Origin of the sequence: Vibrio alfacsensis, from assembly GCF_019670485.1 — a bacterium.
In the GTDB taxonomy this organism is placed as follows: domain Bacteria; phylum Pseudomonadota; class Gammaproteobacteria; order Enterobacterales; family Vibrionaceae; genus Vibrio; species Vibrio alfacsensis.
This window is the reverse complement of record NZ_AP024165.1, coordinates 2509858-2526030: the sequence shown is the minus strand read 5'-3', so window position 1 is coordinate 2526030 and position 16173 is coordinate 2509858. Positions and strand designations below refer to the sequence as shown.

The following is a 16173-nucleotide window of genomic DNA, read 5'->3' as shown; positions in this document are numbered from 1 at the left end:
CGAATAATAAAAACCGCTGAACATTCAGCGGTTTTTTTATGGCAACAGTTTTACAACTCAGTTCACTGAGTCGAGAAGTATTAAAGTTTTACTTGCAGCAGAGCTGCGACATTTCGTGCAGTTAACTCGATATTCTGAGCGGCTTCTACTAACGCTGTTGGGAGATCGACGGAGCGGTTAACGACAGCAAAGACTGCGTCAATACCGTGTTCGTGTACAACGCCACAATCTTGCGTTAAACAGCCAGCGATACCGATGACAGGCACGTTGTGTTTTTTCGCGGTGCGAGCAACACCAATAGGCGTTTTTCCATGGATCGTTTGGCTATCAATACGACCCTCACCTGTGATCACCAAATCGGCATCAGCAACCACATCATTTAAGTGAACAGCATCCATCACAATTTCGATGCCAGGGCGCAATTCTGCTTGGAGCAATCCCATTAAAGCAGCGCCTAAACCACCTGCTGCGCCTGCGCCTGCACGCTCTAACACATCTTGACCAAGCTGAGCTTTGATTACGCCAGCGTAGTGCGCCAAGTTGCTATCGAGTAATGCCACCATCTCTGGTGTTGCCCCTTTTTGTGGACCAAACACTTGTGATGCACCTTGCTCGCCGCACAGTGGGTTATCAACATCACATGCGACTTCTAAGCGCACGTTAGCAAGGCGAGAGTCAAGGTTGCTCATATCGATGGTATGAAGTTTACTTAGCTCACCACCACCAAAACCTAGCGATTGGCCAGATTCGTCAAGCAGACGGATACCCAGAGCTTGCGCCATTCCAAGGCCACCATCATTGGTAGCACTACCACCGATGCCTACGATAATGTGCTCAACACCTTTATCGAGTACCGCGTTGATCAATTCACCAGTACCAAATGTAGTGGTGATAAGTGGGTTACGTTTTGCAGGTTCCACGAGGTGGAGACCGGAAGCGGCGGCCATTTCGATGATGGCTGTTTTACCATCCCCCATTAACCCATAGAATGCAGTAACTTGTTCGCCAAGTGGACCAGTGACGCAGTGTTCAATGATCTCGCCGCCTGTAGCATCAACCAAAGATTGAACCGTACCCTCACCACCATCTGCCATTGGCAATTTGATGTATTCTGCATTAGGAAGAACTTGCTTGAAGCCTTGCTCAATAGCAATGGCGACATCCATCGCACTAAGACTTTCTTTGTATGAATCTGGAGCAATAATAATTTTCATAGTAATACCTTAACGCCTTAAACAAACAGACCAAACACACCGAACATCATGGTAGACACGAATGCGATCATCAGACCAACCGCCGATTCATAAGGGATGAGCTTAAGACGCTCACGAATGTCCATATGAACGGCCCCGCCGGTTGCGTGGAAGAAGCTGCCATGAGGCATGTGGTCAAGTACGGTTGCACCTGAATGGATCATTGCTGCGCCAGCAAGTGCTGGAACGCCTAATTCTAGAATGGTGTGACTAAATACACTTGCGGCTACCGCAGTACCTGCTGTGGTTGATGCGGTTGCAAGTGACATCATGGCACCAGAGATAGGCGCAAGTAAGTAAGATGGCAAACCAGAAGCGGTCAGGATTTCAATCAAGCCACCTTTAAGACCAGAATTGGCAATAATGCCGGCCAATGTACCTGTACCAAGCAACATCACCGCAACCGGCGCCATACGGCTTAAACCAGAAACCGCGAAGTGGTTGGTGTCATTAAAACGACCCATAACGACAGCACCAATAAAGCCACCAAGAGGAAGGGCAATCAGTGGATCTACGTTAATGCCTGCAATCGGGCGCAATGCAAGTAGCGCGATTGCGACCAGTGGTGCCACGATAGCGGCGCCGAATGTCGGTAGCTTAGAGTGATCAACAGAGACAACTTCATGGGCTTGTACCATGCTGCCTTTATTTGTTAGACGTTTTGCGATGATGTACGCCAAGGCAAGACCAAATAGTCCTGGTACGACGCCTGCCGCCATAACCGAAGTAAGCGGGACATTGAATGCATCCGCGGCAGCAATAGCATTCGGGTTTGGTGACATCACGTTACCCGCTTTACCACCGCCAACCATTGCAAGAAGAATCGCGGTCTTAGAAATGTTGGCTCGTTGGGCTATCGCAAGAGCGATAGGAGATACCGTAATAACAGCAACGTCAACGAACACACCAACAGCCGTTAGAATCAGCGTTGCTAGCGCGAGTGCCAGTAAAGCTCGTGTTTCGCCCACTTTCTTTACAATGGTTTCGGCAATAGACGTTGCGGCACCAGACTCAATCAGCACGCCAGCAAGTACACCAGCCGCAAGAATGCGTAGAACCGCGGTTACGATGCCTTGAGCACCACCAATCATGAGAGAGACGGTATCAGTGAGTGATACACCACCAACAACACCACCGACTAGAGCACCGATGATCATTCCGTATGCAGGTGGAACTTTACGTAGGATAAGCGCTATCGCAACCACTAGCGCAGCCAATGCGCCAAGCGTAGAGACTTCAGCCATTTTTTGTTTCCAATTTAGTTTTGAGAATTATTTTGCCCGCACTATAGGGGGATGCTTTGGATCGTCTTTAGATTGAACAACAAATATTCTGCCGGAAACACGTGCGTTTTTGTGCGCGTGCACAAATTGCTAATTAATGGCGCAGTAAGTTCAAAGCAAGGTAAAGGTGCAATTTGTCATCTAAGTTATTGATATTTAGCTTAGTAATCTTTTCTATTTGTTCTAGTCGATAGCGTAGAGTATTACGGTGGATATGCAGCATTTGGCTTGTTTGATAAGCGTCACAGTTTTGAGCAAAATATGCTTTAAGGGTTTTTACTAATGTTCCCTTGGTGTCTTGTTTCATCAATAAATCGAAAGGTTCTCTTAGTTGTTCAACTTTCCATGACTCTTCGAACAGGCTGCTGAGAAGAACGGGTAATCGATGATTTTGATAGAAAAAGACCTCGCCATTTTGGCTATGTACAGATTCTAAAGTGAGTTTGGCCGTTTGATACGATTTACTCAGTCCATCACTTCCTTCAAAATAATCTCCCAAAGCGATACGAATCTTAAATTTTCCTAATTGTCGTACACGTTTTAGAAGTTTTGTGACTCGCTTGCGTTCATTCTCAACGGACCAGCCGTTCTTGCTCAGTTCTATAGGTTTAAGTACCACGACCTCATTGGCGGATACCGATAAAATACCGACCAGATTGTCACGCTCAGGGAACTCTAAAAGATGCACGAGTTGCTGCAAGTGTGCGAGTGACAACGGGGTCTTGTTTTCATCAGGCATGACTTGGACGATAGCTGCAATTCGAGGCTTGCTAAGATCAAGTTCGAGCCTTTCTCCGATTAGCCGAATGGCATCATTATCGATTTGCGCACCTTGAATCAGCTGCATCACCAGTTCTTCTCTGTGGCGTTTGTGCCACTCTACTTGTGACATGAGTGCTGCTTGCTCAACAATAAGCTCCGCCGTCATCTTTACTAACTCACCATACTGGTGCACTTGGTCTGGTTCGCCAGATATACCAATGGTGCCAATAATTCTATCTTGGTAGATGATCGGGAAGTTGATACCGGGCTTGACGCCTTTGAGGTGTTCGGCGGTTGCTGAGTCAATGGCGACAACGCGATGTTCTGCAATAGCAAGGATCGCCCCTTCATGACGCTGGCTGAGTCGTGCTGGATCGCCGGAACCAATAATGCGGCCCAATTCGTCCATGACGTTGACAGAATAAGGGATGATCTTCATGGTACGCTCGACAATCTGTCTTGCGATGGTTTCATTTAGCTGCATAACAAGCTTATTTAAGGTGCAAAACGCGCAAGATACCACTAGGTTCTTGGCGGGACAATCGTATAAAAGGTGTTCGACAAGGTATTATCTTCAGATAAAGTATGCAGTGAACCCAAAGTGATACTTGCGTTTGAAAGTTAGCGGGGTAGACTTCGCCCATTAATTACCTTTGTTCAGCAGAAAGCATTTTCTGCCGTAGAAAGGTGGTAACAATAAAATTGAATGGGTGACGATTCGTCTGACCAGAGTTAAAGAGCACTACGATGGAATTTGAATTTATTCGTAATACGCTGATGGGCGAATATTACGTAAAATGCAGTATGGGGCATGAGATTGTTGGTCGTTGGCTGCAAGAAGAAATCGGCAAAGACCCTGCAAAAATTGCACAAGTTGAAGCTTTAATTGATCAGGCATTTTCTTCGCCATCTCAAGAGCATAGACTGACTGGTGCAGAAATAAGTTTAATGATCCTCGATGATGAAGTTCTGGTGCAAGAAAATGCACTGAGTCACGATTATGAAGTCGAGATGGAAACTGAATTCGATTTCTACAATGCCGAGAGCACGGCGAGTTGCGGTATTGAGGACTTTTGTTCTTTGATTGAGCAATGGAAAGACTTTTTGAACATTTAATGCACAGTTTTGGGTAGTCTCACTGACATTGCCTTATATTTGTGAAAAGGGCGCACCGACTTGGTGCGCCTTTTTTTGTTTATAAGTTTTAATTTTTGTTTAAGTTCATATAAATCAATGAGATAAAAAGTTGGCACGCCGCTTGGATTAATAAAACTGTTTCAGGATGAAAGCTGCGGAGAAGAGTCAATGAAAATCATTAATGCCATTATAAAACCTTTTAAGTTAGACGATGTACGTGAAGCATTGGCTGATGTTGGTATTGAAGGGATGACAGTATCAGAGGTGAAAGGTTTTGGTCGTCAGAAAGGTCACACGGAGCTATACCGTGGCGCGGAGTATCAAGTCGACTTTCTACCAAAAGTAAAACTAGAAATTGCAACCCATGCAGACAATGTGGAACGCGTGGTTGAAGCCATCACTAAAGCGGCTCAAACCGGCAAAATTGGTGATGGTAAGATTTTTGTCTACGACCTAAACCAAGCGGTACGTATTCGTACTGGTGAAATGGACGCAGAAGCACTTTAAGAATTCAAGGGATTGGAGAATTATCATGGAATTAACAACTACGGTAACCGAATTACGTTACGCACTCGACACCTTTTTCTTCCTCATTTCTGGTGCGTTGGTCATGTGGATGGCAGCAGGCTTTGCCATGTTAGAAGCGGGCTTAGTTCGCTCTAAAAACACAACAGAAATACTAACTAAAAACATCTGTCTTTATGCAATCGCTTGTACCATGTTCCTATTGGTCGGCTACAACATTATGTACGTTGATAATGGCGAAGGCGGCTGGTTACCATCATTTGGTACATTAATTGGCACACAAGGTGAAGGTGCAGACCACTCTTTAGAGTCGGACTTCTTCTTCCAAGTAGTATTTGTTGCAACAGCAATGTCAGTGGTTTCTGGTGCGGTTGCAGAGCGTATGAAGCTTTGGTCTTTCCTTATCTTCTCTGCTGTGTTGACGGCGTTCATCTACCCAATGGAAGGTTACTGGACGTGGGGCGGTGGTTTCCTATCAGAAGCAGGCTTTAGTGACTTCGCAGGCTCAGGTATCGTACACATGGCCGGTGCTTCAGCAGCATTAGCGGGCGTACTATTACTGGGTGCGCGTAAAGGTAAATACGGCAAAAATGGCGAAATTTACCCAATTCCAGGTTCAAATATGCCTCTCGCTACATTGGGTACGTTCATCCTTTGGTTTGGTTGGTTCGGTTTCAACGGCGGCTCTCAACTCATGGTTTCTGACTTTGAGAATGCGACAGCAGTAGGTCAAATTTTCTTGAACACTAACGCAGCGGCAGCGGCAGGTGCAATTGCAGCACTATTCGTATGTAAAACAACGTGGGGTAAAGCGGATCTAACGATGATTCTGAACGGTGCGCTTGCAGGTCTTGTTGCAATCACGGCTGACCCTCTATCACCATCACCGCTTTATGCTGTGGCAATTGGTGCGGTATCTGGTGCACTAGTGGTATTCAGCATCATTGGTCTAGACAAGATTAAGGTTGATGACCCAGTAGGCGCTATCTCTGTTCACGGTGTGTGTGGTTTCTTTGGTCTGATGGTAGTACCACTGAGTAATGGTGATGCAACGTTTGGTGCACAGCTTCTAGGTGCAGCAGTTATCTTTGCTTGGGTATTTGGTGCAAGCCTAGTGGTATGGGCAATCTTAAAAGTAACCATTGGCATTCGAGTTTCGGAAGACGAAGAGATGGAAGGGATGGATATGCATGACTGTGGTGTTGGCGCTTACCCAGAGTTCGTTACTGTAAAATAGCGGACATATTGAAACAATTAGTTACAAACCAAACGTTCAACAACCTGCTCGAAAGAGCAGGTTTTTTTGTGTCACATCATTGTTTTCTTGTTGAACATGCATATAATAACGCAACTGATAAACGTTATCATTAGCATGACAAGGGATTAACCAATGAAAAAACTGCTAACTCTTTCAGCGATTACTTGCGCTACTCTGGCTCCAACAGCAATGGCTGCTGAAGAAGTGAACGTCTACTCTTACCGTCAACCTTTTCTAGTTGAGCCTATGTTCAACGAGTTCACTAAAGAAACGGGTATTAAAGTAAATGTGAAGTTTGCGAAAAAAGGTCTAGCAGAGAAGTTGGCTCAGGAGGGCGAATACAGCCCAGCTGACGTAATCCTTACTACAGATATTAGCCGTCTAGCGGAACTGACGAACAAAGGTCTTGTTCAAAAGGTAGACAGCAAAATCATCGAAGAAAACGTACCTGCACAGTACCAAGATAAAGAGAACGAGTGGTTTGCTCTGACTCTACGTACTCGTAACGTTTACTCTTCACGTGACCGTGTTGGCAAACTAGGTAACGACTTCAACTACGCGGATCTAGCGAAGCCAGAATTTAAAGGCAAAATCTGTACTCGTAGCGGTAAGCACCCTTACAACGTATCTCTAGTATCTTCAATGATTGCACACCACGGTGAAGCAGAGACAAAAGAATGGCTAGAAGGCGTAAAAGCGAACCTAGCTCGTAAGCCTCAAGGTAACGACCGTGCTCAAGTTAAAGCAATCAAAGAAGGCTTGTGTGACGTTTCTCTAGGTAACAGCTACTACCTAGGTAAGATGGTTAACGACAAAGAGCAAAAAGCTTGGGCTGATGCGGTATATATCAACTTCCCTAACCAAGAGACTACAGGTACGCACGTAAACATCTCTGGTATGGCGATGGCGAAATTCTCTCCAAACAAAGACAACGCTGTGAAGCTAATGGAATTCCTAACGGGTGACAAAGCGCAGCAAATGTACGCAGAAGTAAACTACGAGTACCCAGTAAAAGAAAGCGTTAAGCGTTCTGAGCTTGTGGAGTCTTGGGGTGACTTCTCCGCGGATAAGATTTCTCTAGACGATATTGCAGCAAATCATGAAGCGGCAATTAAGTTGCTAGATGAAGTGAAATTTGACCTTTAATTCCATGTGGGGGTATAACTATACCCCCATTTGATTAAAGGATATGAGATGTATTTGCACCTGCATTTGTGTTTCATAAAGCCTTGCAGTATTTAGGCAATGAAGAATAAACATTCTCTATGGAAAACCAGTAGTGGGGCTATCACCTTGTTACTGGTTTTGCCGATCTTAGCGATCTTCTATACCGCCATTGGCGAGACGGATGACTTGTTTGCACATTTGATGTCGACGGTCATGCCAACCTATATCTATAACACTGTTGCACTGACAGCGGGTGTGATGTTCCTTTCTTTGATTCTCGGTATTCCAAGTGCTTGGTTTATGGCGATGTGTAAATTGCCAACTGAGAAGTGGTTGCAGTGGGCCTTGGTTCTACCGCTTGCCATGCCAGGTTATATCATTGGCTATATCTTTACGGATTGGTTTGATTTTGCCGGACCGATTCAAATCTTTTTACGTGATATAACGGGTTGGGGGCCTGGCGACTATTGGTTCCCAGATATTCGAACTTTAAGTGGTGCAACTTTTGTTCTTTCTCTGGTTCTTTACCCATATGTTTACCTGCTGTGTCGTGCAGCATTTATGGAACAGAACGTTTCCTTGCTGCAAAGTGCTCGCCTACTAAAGTGTTCTCCTTGGGAAAGCTTTTGGCGTATTTCGTTACCCTTAGTTCGACCATCTATCGCGGTTGGCTTGTCTCTTGTCGCGATGGAAACCATTGGTGATTTCGGAACAGTCAGTTACTTTGCGGTGAATACGCTGACAACCGCGGTTTACGATACCTGGCTTGGTTACTCAAACTTAAATGCAGCGGCGAAGATTTCAGCAATGATGTTGATGGTGGTTGTGCTTCTGCTCAGCGCGGAACGCTACAGTCGCCGTAAACAGAAGCTTTTCCAAAGTCAATTTAACAGCCATGAAGAGTTTCGTTATGAGTTAAAAGGTTGGCAGAAATGGGGGGCGTTGATTTGGTGTTGGGGTTTGGTTGCTGTCGCGTTTGTTTTCCCACTGTTACAGTTAATTGATTACGCTATTACTTACTTTGCTCAGAGTTGGACACCAGAATTCCGTGAATATGCATGGAACAGCTTGGTGGTGTCAATCGTGGCTGCAATCATTGGTGTTGCAATTGCCTTGATTGTGAATTTTAGCCAGCGAGTTAACGGTGGTCGTTCGAGTTTGGCATTTATGCGTTTATCCTCTATGGGGTATGCGGTTCCGGGAACGGTACTTGCGATCGGCGTGATGGTGGCGGTGTTGTTTATGGATCACCGTGTGAACGATTTTGCTAAAGCGATGGAGTGGAGCAGACCTGGGCTGATTTTCTCTGGCTCAATGTTTGCGTTGATCTTCGCTATGGTGGTGCGTTTCTCTGCAGTCGCCATTGGCAGCGTGGAAAGCAACTTGAATAAGATTTCTCCATCATTAGACATGGCCTCTCGAACCATGGGCTGTACGCCGAATACCATGTTATGGCGAGTGCATTTCCCATTGGTAAAACGCGGTGCATTGATCGCCGGATTATTAGTGTTTATTGAGTCGATGAAAGAGCTTAATGCTGCACTGTTGTTGCGTCCATTTAACTTTGAAACCTTGGCGACGTATGTATATAACTTTGCCTCGGACGAGCATTTAGAGCTTGCTGCTCTGCCGGCTGTATTACTGGTTCTTGTTGGGTTGATCCCGCTTGTTGTTGTAAATCGTTCACTGGAGCAAAATCACTGATGAGCTGCGCATTATCTATTCAAAACTTAACTTGTCAGTATGACGCTCAAACAGTACTTGAATCATTGTCTCTTGAAGTGGAACAAGGCCAGATTGTTTGCCTACTTGGTGCGAGTGGGTGTGGTAAAACAACTCTACTTAAGGCAATAGCGGGTTTGTTGCCTCTGAGCTCAGGACAAATGAGTTTAAACGGTGTCACGATTGATGACGGTGAAAATTGGCTGCCACCCGAGCAACGTAACATCGGTATGATCTTTCAAGATTATGCACTGTTTCCTCACTTGACGGTGGCAGAGAACATTGCCTTTGGCCTAAAAAATGAAAGCGCTCAACAGAAGTTACTCAAAGTAGAAGAGATGTTGGGTTTGGTTCACCTAAAAGGCTACGGCGATCGTTACCCTCATCAGCTGTCTGGTGGTCAGCAGCAGCGTGTGGCGATTGCTCGTTCGCTTGCTTATAAGCCAGATTTACTGTTGCTAGATGAGCCGTTTTCTAATATTGATACCCAAGTTCGTCACGAGCTGATCGGTGAGATTAGAAAGATCTTTAAAGAACAGGGTGTTACTGCAATTTTTGTTACGCACAGTCGTGAAGAGGCGTTTGCGTTTGCCGACAAAATGGCCGTTATGAATCGAGGTGTGATCGAACAGTATGGAACGGCTTCAGAGCTTTACTATCAGCCATCGAGTAAGTTTGTTGCCGATTTTTTAGGTGGTGGAAGTTATTTGGCTGCCAAACGTATTTCTGACAGCGAATTCGAAACGCAGCTTGGAGTGATAGAAGCGAATACGCAGCAAGAGATTCTAATTGGTGCGGAATGTTCTTTGTTACTTCGTCCACAGCATGTCCAAATTGAAGCGGATAGTGAAAGTGCAGTCAAAGTGTTAGAACAGCACTTTATGGGTGATCACTGCCGTTACATTATTGATGTGAATGGTGACCGTTTATTGGCGACTTCCGCTCAAGCGCTTAATGTCGGTGATAATGTGACGGTGAAAGTAGAAACCCAAGGAGTGTTGGCATTTGCTTAATCAACAACTCAGTAGCGAAAAGAGATAAAAAGGCCCGGCAGTCATGCCGGGCAAGTGTTCTTCACCTATAGGTTTGTGCTTGGACAGGCACAAGGCCAGTTATAAAGACAAGAAGTCTTTAAACTGTTGAAGAACACGTTCCGCAGTGTCCTTATCTTGCATTTCTGCAAAAATTCGTAGCAGTGGCTCAGTACCTGAGAAGCGCGCAATAATCCAACCGCCATTCTTGAAGTACACTTTCGCACCATCTTCGTAGCTGACTTTTTCAATTTCAAACTCAAACTCAGGCAACTGCTTTTCAACATAAATCTTATTGAACAGTATTTCTTTTTGTGCAGGTTTGAACTTGCAATCGCCCTCTGCCATGTAGGCATAGCCGTACTTGCCGTAGATTTCGTCCAGTAACTCAGATAATTTCTTGCCAGTGACGGAAATCATTTCTACCAATAAGCTTGATGCGAATACGCCATCTTTACCTTTGATATGGCCGCGTATCGTTAAACCACCAGAGCTTTCACCACCGATCAGTGAGTCATCCGCTTCCATTTGCGAACTGATGTGCTTAAAGCCTACGGGTACTTCAAAGCACTTTTCACCGTGATCGGCTGCGACTTTATCGAGTAGGTGCGTGGTTGCGATGTTACGTACGACAGAGCCTTTCCAACCTTTGTACTCTAGTAAGTAGTAGTAAAGTAGAAGTAGCACTTCATTTGGGTGAATAAAGTGGCCCTTTTCGTCGATAATACCTAAACGGTCTGCGTCACCATCGGTTCCGATACCAATGTCATAACCCTCTTGTTCGACAAGGTGCATTAGGCGATAGAGTGTTGCTGCGCTTGGTGATGGCATTAAGCCACCAAAATCCGGGTTTTTACCATCGTTGATGACATCAACTTCACAGCGACCATTGATCAGCACGGTTTGCAGCGCATTTTTCGCCACACCAAACATAGGGTCGATGAGAACACGTAGATTCGCGCGCTTGATCGCTTCAATATCGATGAAGTCGATGATTGAATCGACAAATGCATTCATTGGGTTAATGATGTTGATTTGCTTATCTTCAACGGCTTGATCAAAATCGACACTTTTCACATCTTGCGCGGTGAGTGTCGCAATTTGAGTTTCGATCTTTTGTGTGATGATTTCGTCTGCATCACGGCCACCTTCGATGAACACTTTTATGCCGTTGTAATCAGCAGGGTTGTGTGAAGCCGTAATACAAGCAGAATAAGCACAGTTCATCTCTTTAGCTTGAAACATCACGATAGGGGTTGGAACAAACTTGTCGATAAAGCTCACCGCGATGCCGTTTGCTGCAAGAACCTCTGCAAACCAACGACCTGCTTTGTCAGAAAGAAAGCGACGGTCATAGCCGATAACAAAGCCGCGATCCGCGACGGATTCGTTGTTGGTAATGTTTGCCACTGCTTGAGCAACTAAACGTACATTATCTTTGGTGAACTCCTCACCGATAAATGCACGCCAGCCACCAGTACCAAATTTGATCATAATTCGATCCTCGATAAGAGCGGCATCCCACCGCTTCTCAAATCTTTGCTAGCGAACCGATGCACTTATCAAACTTAAGTGCATCGGACAAATCAAAAGGGGGAGAAATACTCTCCCAAAAGATGATTAACCCAGAGTTACGATAACTTCGTTTATTGAACCTTCCGCTTGAACTGGTACAGATGCACCACTTACAGCTTCACCGTTTACGGTAATCGACTTAACGCCTTTGCTTACTGAATCAGGGTTTACGACTTTGATGTTGTACGTTGCACCTAACCATTGACGAGTCACTTCGAAGCCTGGCCAGTTCGTTGGGATACATGGATCGATAGTAAGACCATCGAAGCCGGTACGCACACCAAGGATAAAGTTGGTTACGGCGAAGTAAGCCCAACCAGAGGTACCTGTTAACCATGGGTGGTTTGCACGACCGTGGTCTTGGTGGTCACGCCCCATGATGAACTGCACGTATGAGTAAGGTTCTGCAATACGTTTTTCGATGATGTCGTTCTGGTTGTATGGGTTCAGTGCGTCGTAGAACTTCATTGCACGGTCACCACGACCCAATTTTGCTTCTGCTACCCAAGCCCATGGGTTTGGATGTGAGAAGATAGCGCCGTTCTCTTTTACGCCTTGGTAAACGCGAGTTACGAAACCGATGTCATCGTTTGGTGTTGCGAATGATGGTGAGTTTAGGTGCAGGCCGTATTCAGAGAACAGGTTCTCATCGACTGCGTCCATCGCTTTCTCACCGCGCTCTTGAGATACCGCACCTGAAAGTACCGCAAGCGTGTTTGACTCAAGGTGTACTCGGCCTTCCGCTTGTTGCGCTGTACCGATCTTGTCGCCATTCTTTGTCAGACCACGGATGTACCAACCACCCTCATCGTCCCAAAGGTGCGTTTCACACGCCTCGCGAACGTTAGCTGCCATTTCAGTATATTTCTCAACATCGGCTTCTTTGCCTAGGTATTTCGCTAGGTCGATGAACTCTTGCAGTGCCCAGAAGTGCAGGAACGACACCATTGACGATTCGCCACCACCTAGGTTTAGACAGTCGTTCCAGTCTGCGCGCAAACCTTTACAGATACCGGTTTGACCCACGTATTCAGCAGAGAAGTCTAGCGCCGCTTTCATGTGGTCATAAACCGTTGCATCGCCACCATCTGCGTAAGGGATCACTTCGTCGAAGAAGCTATGTTCACCCGTTTCCATCACGTACTTACAGATGGTTGGGACTAGCCATAGGTGGTCATCCGAACATGTGTCTTCGATACCGTGAATCTTGTCTTCATCAGACGGAGTAGGAACAACTGTTGGTGATTTTGATGGTTTAACATCGGCTTTCTCAGGATCGAACCAATCTGGATCGAATAGGTGTAGACCGTAACCCGCTTTCACTTGGCCACGCAGTAGGTCAACGATGCGTTTGCGCGTCATTGCTGGGTTAGCGTGAGGAACTGAGATCGCATCTTGCGCTGTATCGCGGTAACCAAGACCAGTACGACCGCCCACTTCGATAAATGAAGCAAAGCGAGACCACACCACACACGTTTCGGCTTGGTATAGCGTCCAAGCATTGATCATGGTGTCTAACCCTTCGTTTGGTGATTTCACTTGGAACTTGCCACAACGCTCATCCCAGTGTGCTTTAATACCCGCAAATGCATTGTCGACTTCTGCAAGGTCTTGGTACTTAGCACGTAGACGGTCACCGTTGCCTTTACCGATACCTAGAATGTAAGCAAAACGAACTTCTTCACCTGGTTGGATGGTGAATTGCTTGTGCAGAGACCCACAGTGGTTGTAACACGTTTGCGCGGTGTTGAAGCACTTACCTTGTTCTACCGCTAGTGGGTTGGCTTCATCACGGTATAGACCTAGGAAGCTGTCGCGCTGACCGTCGTATGAATCTGGGTCAAACGTTGACGCTAGGTAGTAAAAGCCTTCGAAATCGTTGGTGTTGTAGTATAGGTCGTATTCAATCACGCCTTCGTTGTATGACGTACCAGCTGAGTACAGCGACATCTGATGGTTCTGGTTATCAGATTGAATGTGGCTGAACGAGAACTCAACAAATGAGAATGCGCTGATCGTACGTGGCTTGTCAGAGGTGTTCTTAATCACAACATCCCAAATTTCCGCGTCTTCGCCTTTTGGTACGAATAGCGTTTTCGTTGCTTCGATACCATTGTAGTCACATTTAAATTTCGAGTATGACAAACCATGACGAACTTCGTAGCTTGCTTCATCAAGGCTTTTTGCGACTGGTTGCCATGAAATTGACCAGTAATCACCCGTCTCATCATCACGCAGGTAAACATAATGTCCAGGGCGATCAAACGTAGCATTCGGACGGAACTTAGTAACACGGTTGTATTCTGGAGAGTTGTAGAACGAGTAACCACCCGCGTTATGTGAGATAACCGTACAGAACTTTTCAGTGCCTAGGTAGTTAGTCCAAGGCGCTGGTACGTCAGGGCGAGTGATGACGTATTCACGATTCTCGTTATCGAAATAGCCGTATTTCATTGATGTATTTCCTTTTTACTAAACTGCACCTGCAGTCAAAAAATTTATAATCTTTTAAAGCGTGATGTGTTGGCATCACACTGATATTACTTCCACGGTTTACGGTAATTTACGCCCTGCAAGTCGAGCAGAGGTAGGTGTCCTTTCAAACGTGATAAATAGTCAGTCCAATCGCGGTGTTGTTTTTCAGTCCAACATGCTTCTGCCATAGCCGTCAGGCGAGGGAAAATCATGTAGTCCATGCGCGATGGGTTGTTGATGATTTCGCACCATAGAGCGGTTTGAATGCCCCAAATGCGTTTTCTGATTGGGTCGTCAGCAGGGATTTCCGCTAACGGTTCGTAGTTGTATGCCTTTTCTAATGGCAACGGGTTTGCCCAATCGACGCCAGGCTCTTCTGGTGCGTAGTCTTGGGTCATATCCAAATAAGTGGTTTGTGCTGGTTGCAGCACCACATCAAAGCCTTGGCGAGCACAGTTCAATGCCGCTTCTTCGCTTAACCATGAGTAAATAACGGTATCTTTGCTGACCTTGTTGCCGTGTTGAGCTTCTTCCCAACCCAGCATGCGTTTACCCAGTTTGCGCAGTTTATCTTCTGCATGACGCAGGAAGTGACCTTGCAGCTCTTTGTAGTCGGTGTAACCCAATTGCGCCATTAGGGCTTGGCAAGCGGGGCTCTTTGACCAAACGCCATGTGGCACTTCATCAGCTCCAATATGCACATAAGGTGCAGGGAACAATACCGCTACTTCTTCCAATACCTTGTCGATAAATTCATAGCTGCCCGGTAGAGCAGGATTGATAACGTTGTCGTTATAGTGCTGAATGCTACGGTATTCGGTGGTGTCGTCTGCTTCAACCAACAGGTGAGGTAGCGACTTGATCGCCGCGCGACAGTGCCCAGGAACGTCAATTTCAGGAATGATCGTAATGCCACGTTGTTCGGCAAACGCGATAACATCTTTGATTTCTTCTTGCGTATAGAAGCCGCCGTAGCGCTGAGATAAATGCGTGTATTGTGGTTCGAGAGTTTCACCAACGCCACGCCATGCACCAACATCGGTAAGCTGAGGTAGTGATTTGATTTCGATGCGCCAGCCCTCATCGTCAGTGAGGTGCCAATGGAACGTGTTAAACTTGTAATGCGCCAGTAAATTGATCAAGCGTTTCACTTGCTCTATTGAATGGAAGTGTCGCGCGCAGTCGAGCATCATGCCACGGTATCGAAAACGAGGACTGTCTTTAATTGTGCAGCACACTGCATCCATGGTATTGCTTTCTTCATCGCGCTTGATGAGTTGTAATAACGTTGCACATGCGTGGGTAAATCCAGATGAAGATCCCGCTTCGATCTTAATAGAGGCTTGTGTCACTTTGAGTTTGTATGCTCCCTCATCAAGCGTTGGATTGCTCTTAAATAAGATCTTTCCGCTATTCGATGACGCGATTTCAAATTGGTGAATTCGTTTAAGCTCTTCCAGTAACCACTCTTTTGCGGTGCTAGCTAAATCGGTGTAGGTTGCAATGCCAACTTGCTCATCAAAACGAAATGAATGATCATTGATTTCGATATGATTTGGTTTTGGCAATAGTGGTTGTGCATGAGAATCACTTGGCGGAATATCGCAGCGCTCTTTGTATGGTGATGCTAAAACGATAGGCGTGACATCAACGTTTGCACGTTGTGATTGACCATCAACGATAAAATCGACGGTTGCTTCATTGAAGCCATCAGAGTAATAGCGGAAAGGATTCGAACCAATACTAAATTCGCAGTAATAATGATGGTTTGCTTCAAGTACTTGTCTCTCGGGTTTGAGAGTACAGAAACTGCCAATTTGTGTTAACTGGCCGTTTGAAACACTGCCCGGAAGAATGTAACGATCAAACGCAAGAGTTAAACCCCACTGAACGAGGTCTTGATCACTTAAGTTATGAAAAGTCAGACCAAAGCGGCAGTTTTGTTTTTGTTCAGATAGGACGACTAGATCAACTCGATATTCCAT

General features: G+C 45.8%; 12 protein-coding genes. 6 read left to right on the top strand and 6 right to left on the bottom strand.

Annotated features, from left to right (window positions below; translation table 11 throughout):
* Positions 1-80: 80 nt before the first annotated feature.
* From VA249_RS11540 to VA249_RS11530, 3 genes are all read right to left on the bottom strand, one after another.
* A complete protein-coding gene (locus tag VA249_RS11540; protein WP_221068072.1) occupies positions 81-1214 on the bottom strand; it encodes a glycerate kinase in 1134 nt (377 codons plus the stop codon).
* Between the two features lie 17 nt (positions 1215-1231).
* Entirely contained in the window at positions 1232-2497 is a 1266-nt protein-coding gene (locus VA249_RS11535) for a GntP family permease (protein ID WP_128810242.1), read from the bottom strand.
* Between the two features lie 133 nt (positions 2498-2630).
* Positions 2631-3782, bottom strand: a complete 1152-nt coding sequence (locus VA249_RS11530) for a sugar diacid recognition domain-containing protein (protein WP_221068071.1) — start codon at positions 3780-3782, stop codon at positions 2631-2633.
* Positions 3783-4045: 263 nt separating this feature from the next.
* Here VA249_RS11530 and VA249_RS11525 point away from each other — a divergent pair, with 263 nt between their 5' ends.
* From VA249_RS11525 to VA249_RS11500, 6 genes are all read left to right on the top strand, one after another.
* A complete protein-coding gene (locus VA249_RS11525; protein ID WP_211916020.1) occupies positions 4046-4414 on the top strand; it encodes a YacL family protein in 369 nt (122 codons plus the stop codon).
* 189 nt (positions 4415-4603) lie between these two features.
* The gene (locus VA249_RS11520; RefSeq protein WP_005439398.1) at positions 4604-4942 is read left to right on the top strand and encodes a P-II family nitrogen regulator; all 339 of its coding nucleotides are present in this window, start codon (positions 4604-4606) and stop codon (positions 4940-4942) included.
* Positions 4943-4967: 25 nt separating this feature from the next.
* The gene (locus tag VA249_RS11515; protein ID WP_221068070.1) at positions 4968-6197 is read left to right on the top strand and encodes an ammonium transporter; all 1230 of its coding nucleotides are present in this window, start codon (positions 4968-4970) and stop codon (positions 6195-6197) included.
* A 153-nt stretch (positions 6198-6350) separates the two neighbouring features.
* Entirely contained in the window at positions 6351-7364 is a 1014-nt protein-coding gene (locus VA249_RS11510) for a Fe(3+) ABC transporter substrate-binding protein (protein ID WP_221068069.1), read from the top strand.
* A 99-nt stretch (positions 7365-7463) separates the two neighbouring features.
* The gene (locus tag VA249_RS11505; protein ID WP_221068068.1) at positions 7464-9089 is read left to right on the top strand and encodes an ABC transporter permease; all 1626 of its coding nucleotides are present in this window, start codon (positions 7464-7466) and stop codon (positions 9087-9089) included.
* On the top strand, positions 9089-10120 hold the full coding sequence (locus tag VA249_RS11500; protein WP_221068067.1) for an ABC transporter ATP-binding protein: 1032 nt from the start codon (positions 9089-9091) through the stop codon (positions 10118-10120). Before VA249_RS11505 ends, VA249_RS11500 begins: the two co-directional genes overlap by 1 nt.
* Positions 10121-10219: 99 nt before the next feature.
* Here the strand turns inward: VA249_RS11500 and VA249_RS11495 are convergent, their stop codons facing one another.
* The 3 genes from VA249_RS11495 to VA249_RS11485 form a co-directional block, all read right to left on the bottom strand.
* The gene (locus VA249_RS11495; RefSeq protein WP_221068066.1) at positions 10220-11632 is read right to left on the bottom strand and encodes a phosphoglucomutase/phosphomannomutase family protein; all 1413 of its coding nucleotides are present in this window, start codon (positions 11630-11632) and stop codon (positions 10220-10222) included.
* Positions 11633-11758: 126 nt separating this feature from the next.
* Positions 11759-14167 carry a glycoside hydrolase family 94 protein gene (locus tag VA249_RS11490; RefSeq protein ID WP_221068065.1) on the bottom strand — a complete coding sequence of 803 codons (2409 nt, stop codon included), beginning with the start codon at positions 14165-14167 and terminating at the stop codon, positions 11759-11761.
* Positions 14168-14253: 86 nt separating this feature from the next.
* Positions 14254-16173 (bottom strand): beta-N-acetylhexosaminidase, encoded by a 1920-nt coding sequence (locus VA249_RS11485; protein WP_221068064.1) that lies wholly within the window; start codon positions 16171-16173, stop codon positions 14254-14256.